Origin of the sequence: Streptomyces carpinensis (assembly GCF_002154505.1) — a bacterium.
GTDB classification, from domain to species: Bacteria; Actinomycetota; Actinomycetes; order Streptomycetales; family Streptomycetaceae; genus Streptomyces; species Streptomyces carpinensis.
In genome coordinates, this window is the sequence record NZ_MUBM01000525.1 from 1 (window position 1) to 3,689 (window position 3,689).

Genomic DNA, 3,689 nt, shown 5'->3' on the forward strand with positions numbered 1-3,689 from the left:
TCGTTGGCGAAGAGCTCGCCGGCCTTGCCCTGGTCCAGGACCTGGGCGAAGGCGTCCAGGTCGGAGGCGAGGACCGGGGCGCCGGCGGACATGGCCTCGACCAGGATGATGCCGAAGCTCTCGCCGCCGGTGTTCGGGGCCACGTACAGGTCGATGCTGCGCAGGAAGCGCGCCTTGTCCTCGTCGCTGACCATGCCGAGGAACTCCACGCGGGAGCGCAGCTCCTTCGGCAGCGACTCGACCGCCTCCTCCTCGTCGCCGCGCCCCGCGACCAGGAGCCGGGTCTCCGGCCGGGCGGCGAGGATCTTCGGCAGGGCCCGCATCAGCACCGGCAGGCCCTTGCGGGGCTCGTCGATGCGGCCTATGAAGCCGATCGTCCCGCCCTGCCACTCGGGCCGGGGCTCGGCCGCCGCGAAGAAGCCGACGTCGACGCCGTTGGGGATGACCACCGCGTCGCCGCCCAGGTGTTCGACGAGGGTCCGGCGGGCGTACTCGCTCACCGCGATCCGGGCGCTGATCTTCTCCAGGGCGGCCTGGAGGATGGCGTACGCGGCGATCATCGCCCGCGAGCGGGGGTTCGAGGTGTGGAAGGTGGCGACGATCGGGCCCTGCGCGGCCCAGCAGGTCAGCAGGCCCAGGGACGGCGAGGTCGGCTCGTGGATGTGGATCACGTCGAAGCGGCCCTCGTGCAGCCAGCGCCGTACCCGGGCCGCCGACAGGAAGCCGAAGTTCAGACGGGCCACCGAGCCGTTGTACGGCACCGGCACCGCGCGGCCGGCGGAGACGACGTACGGCGGCAGCGGGGTGTCGTCGTCGGCCGGGGCGAGGACGGACACCTCGTGGCCCAGGCCGATGAAGTACTGGGCGAGGTCGCGGATGTGGAACTGGACACCACCGGGCACGTCCCAGGAGTACGGGCAGACGATGCCGATCCTCACGCGCGCTCCCGGTCGGCGGGGCGGGTTTCCAGGTCCGCGAGCCACAAGCGCTGCAGCATGTGCCAGTCCTCCGGGTGGTCGGCGATCCCCGTGGCGAAGGCGTCGGCCAGCGCCTGTGTCATGACAGACGTCTTCTCGGCCCGCGTACCTGTCTCGGGTACCTCGATCGGGGGATGGACGCGGCCCTGCATGACGGGCGAGTCGTCGTACCAGAGGGTGACGGGCAGCAGCAGGGCGCCGGTCTGCTGGGCGAGCAGGGCGGGCCCGGCCGGCATGCGGGCCGTCTCGCCGAAGAACTTCACCTCGACGCCGGAGGCGGACAGGTCGCGGTCGGCGACCAGGCAGACCAGGCCGCCGTCGCGCAGCCGCCGGGCCAGCGTGCCGAAGGCGGAGCCGCCGCTGTGCGGCAGGACCTCCATGCCGAGGCCCTCGCGGTAGGCGACGAACCGGTCGTAGAGCGATTCGGGCTTCAGGCGCTCGGCGACCGTGGTGAAAGGCGTCTGAAGCTCGGTGGTCACCCAGGCGCCGGCCAGGTCCCAGTTGGCCAGGTGAGGCAGGGCGAGGATGACGCCCTTGCCCGACGCGAGGCCGTCGGTGAGGTGGTGAAGGTCCTTGGGGGCGAAGCCGGTGCGGACGCGCTGGGGGCTCCAGGCGGGCAACCGGAAGGACTCCATCCAGTAGCGCAGGTAGGAGCGCATGCCCGCGCGGGACAGCTCCGCGAGCCGCTCGGGGCTCGCGTCGGGCACCACGCGCGCGTAGTTGCCCTCCAGCCGCAGCACGCCCTTGCCGCGCTGCTTCCAGGCGAGGTCGGCGATGCCGCGCCCGAGCCGTACGGCGACCGGCTCCGGGAGCTTCTTGACGGTGCTCCAGCCCAGGCCGTACAGGGCGTCGACGAGACGCTCCCGGGCACTCATGTCGCCGCCCCGCTCCCCTGGTTCTCCTGCCGGGCGGCGGCGGCCTCCGCCTCCGCCGACTCGCGGCGGACGGTGACGACACGCTGGATCAGTGTGACCAGGCTGCCGGCGGCGACGATCCACAGCGCGATCGGCAGCAGGTACTGGATACCGGGCACGCCGAACTTGTGCAGGCCCGCGAAGCCGGCCGCGACCAGCGAGATCACCAGCCTTTCGGCACGCTCGACGAGCCCGTTGACGGCGACGGGCAGGCCGATCGACTCGCCGCGCGCCTTGGTGTACGACACCACCTGGCCACTCGCCAGGCAGAAGATCGACACCGCACACAGCATGTTGTCGTCGCCCCGGCCCGCGTACCACAGGGCGAACCCGCCGAAGATCGCGCCGTCGGCCACCCGGTCGAGGGTGGAGTCGAGGAAGGCGCCCCAGCGGCTGGAGCGGCCGAGCTGGCGGGCCATGTTGCCGTCGACGAGGTCGGAGAACACGAACAGGGTGATCACGACCGTGCCCCAGAAGAACTCGCCCCGGGGGTAGAAGACCAGCGCGCCCGCGACCACTCCGGCGGTGCCGATGAGCGTGACCGTGTCCGGGCTCACGCCCCGGCGGATGAGAAACGCGGCGAACGGTGTGAGGACACGCGTGAAGAATGCACGCGCGTACTTGTTCAGCATGGCCTTCCCGAGGGTCGGTGTCGCCGGGCGCCCCTGCTGGCCACCGGCTGGCCCATCGTAGCCACGCGCGCGCGTACGCGACGTCCGGGCACCCGCGGGCCCGGTGTGCGGCACCGGCCCGGGGCGCGTGGCCGTCGGTGGAGGGGTGCCCCTCACGGTGCGTGAGCGCCGGTGGGAGGGCGGGATCGGGTCCTTCGTATGGACGCGGCATGACGGGAGTGGAAAGCTCGAATAACCGCGGGCGTCGCAGGAGCCGCCAGTGACGCGGTGCCGCGTGTCCGCGCCCACAGTGACCTCACCGTGCACGGGAGGCAGGATCATGGGCGACAAGGCGCACACACACCCCGGAGCCGCCGGCAGGGCAATGGCGGCCGACCATCCCGCGTCCATACGGAATGTGGTGCTGGTCGGCCACTCCGGATCGGGCAAGACGACTCTGGTGGAGGCTCTCGCGCTGACTGCGGGAGCGGTGAACCGGGCGGGCCGCGTCGAGGACGGCGGCTGTGTCTCGGACTACGACGAGATCGAGCACCGGCAGCAGCGCTCGGTGCAGCTCTCCCTGGTGCCGGTGGAATGGGACGGCATCAAGATCAACCTACTGGACACCCCCGGCTACGCGGACTTCGTCGGGGAGCTCAGGGCCGGTCTGCGCGCCGCGGACGCGGCCCTCTTCGTCGTCTCGGCCTCCGACGGTGTGGACGGGTCGACCCGGATGGTGTGGGAGGAGTGCGCGGCCGTCGGCATGCCGCGGGCCATCGTGATCACCCACCTGGAGGCCGCCCGCGCGGACTTCGAGGAGATGACCCGGGTGTGCGCCGAGGCCTTCGGCGCGGACGACCCCGACGCGGTGCTGCCGCTGTACCTGCCGCTGCACGGCCCCGAGGGCCCCGACGGGCACATGCCCGTGACGGGACTGGTCGGGCTGCTGACGCAGAAGCTGTTCGACTACTCGACCGGGGAGCGCAAGGAGTCGGAGCCGGGCGAGGACCAGCTGCCGCGGATGGACGAGGCACGCGACCGGCTGATCGAGGGGATCATCTCCGAGAGCGAGGACGAGACCCTCATGGACCGCTATCTCGGCGGTGAACAGGTCGACGTCGAGACCTTGATCAAGGACCTGGAGCGGGCCGTCGCGCGCGGGGTCTTCTTCCCGGTCCTGGCCGCCG

The 3,689-nt window shown here is 71.8% G+C and carries 4 protein-coding genes; 1 reads left to right on the top strand and 3 read right to left on the bottom strand.

Annotation, left to right across the window (positions count from 1 at the left end; all coding sequences use genetic code 11):
* From BZY54_RS45350 to pgsA, 3 genes are all read right to left on the bottom strand, one after another.
* A partial coding sequence (locus BZY54_RS45350) for a glycosyltransferase family 4 protein (protein WP_086731194.1) occupies nt 1-938 on the bottom strand: 938 nt, incomplete at its 3' end.
* Nucleotides 935-1,852, bottom strand: coding sequence for a phosphatidylinositol mannoside acyltransferase (locus BZY54_RS45355; RefSeq protein ID WP_086731195.1), 918 nt, complete (start codon nt 1,850-1,852; stop codon nt 935-937). The genes BZY54_RS45350 and BZY54_RS45355, both read right to left, overlap by 4 nt.
* A complete protein-coding gene (gene pgsA, locus BZY54_RS45360; RefSeq protein WP_086731196.1) occupies nt 1,849-2,523 on the bottom strand; it encodes a phosphatidylinositol phosphate synthase in 675 nt (224 codons plus the stop codon). Before pgsA ends, BZY54_RS45355 begins: the two co-directional genes overlap by 4 nt.
* Before the next feature lie 319 nt (nt 2,524-2,842).
* On the opposite strand from pgsA, the gene BZY54_RS54215 reads away from it, so the two are divergent.
* The coding region (locus tag BZY54_RS54215) for a GTP-binding protein (RefSeq protein ID WP_244217661.1) at nt 2,843-3,689 on the top strand (847 nt) is incomplete at its 3' end.

Coding starts and splice junctions, on each gene's coding strand:
- pgsA (WP_086731196.1), bottom strand. CDS start 2,523: ATGCTGAACAAGTACGCGCGTGCATTCTTCACGCGTGTCCTCACACCG.
- BZY54_RS45355 (WP_086731195.1), bottom strand. CDS start 1,852: ATGAGTGCCCGGGAGCGTCTCGTCGACGCCCTGTACGGCCTGGGCTGG.